This window comes from Psychrobacter sp. 1Y4, assembly GCF_051847555.1.
In genome coordinates this window covers 1-666 of sequence record NZ_JBPYDE010000648.1, presented here as the reverse complement: position 1 = coordinate 666, position 666 = coordinate 1, and the positions used below count along the sequence as shown (strand labels likewise).

Here is a 666-nt window from a genome sequence, read left to right as displayed (position 1 = left end):
CAAGTTGGCATTGATGATTTTTTCGCCACGTGCGGTTTCGATATGCTTGTTTACCATATCTTTGGCAAACATGATTCGCTGCCAGTCATCGTTGCTGATAGCACTTAGCTCAAATGCTGGGAACTCGTACCACTCTTGAGTAAACACGTAGCCGCCTTTATCAGCCTCACGTTGGTTCAGCACTTCCCATGCCTCTTGCGCCGTGAATGACAAGATCGGTGTGATCCAACGAATCAGCGCATGAGTGATATGGTAGATAGCAGTCTGCGCAGAACGACGAGGCTGACCATCTGCCTGCGTGGTGTACTGGCGATCCTTGATAATATCTAGATAGAAGCTACCCAAGTCTTGCGAGCAAAACGCCGTCACGTGTTGAGTGACTTGATGGAAGTCCATTGCATCGTAAGCGCTCATGATTTGCGCTTGCACGGTTTGTGCGCGTTCAATGATAAATTTATCAAGGCTGACCAATTCATTGATATCAATGCTATCAGTCGCTGGATCAAAGTCATCGGTATTGGCAAGCAAGAAGCGTAGCGTATTACGGATACGGCGATATTGATCTATTGCCCCTTTAAATGATGCTTTACCAGCGCTCATCTCATAACGATAATCGCTAGACGCAATCCACAGACGCAGCATATCCGCGCCCGTTTTATTAATCTC

The 666-nt window shown here is 47.0% G+C and carries 1 protein-coding gene; it reads right to left on the bottom strand.

What is annotated here, in order from left to right:
• Positions 1-666, bottom strand: a 666-nt coding sequence (locus ACS8FC_RS18105) for a class I tRNA ligase family protein (RefSeq protein ID WP_439297806.1), incomplete at both ends; no start/stop codon positions are given.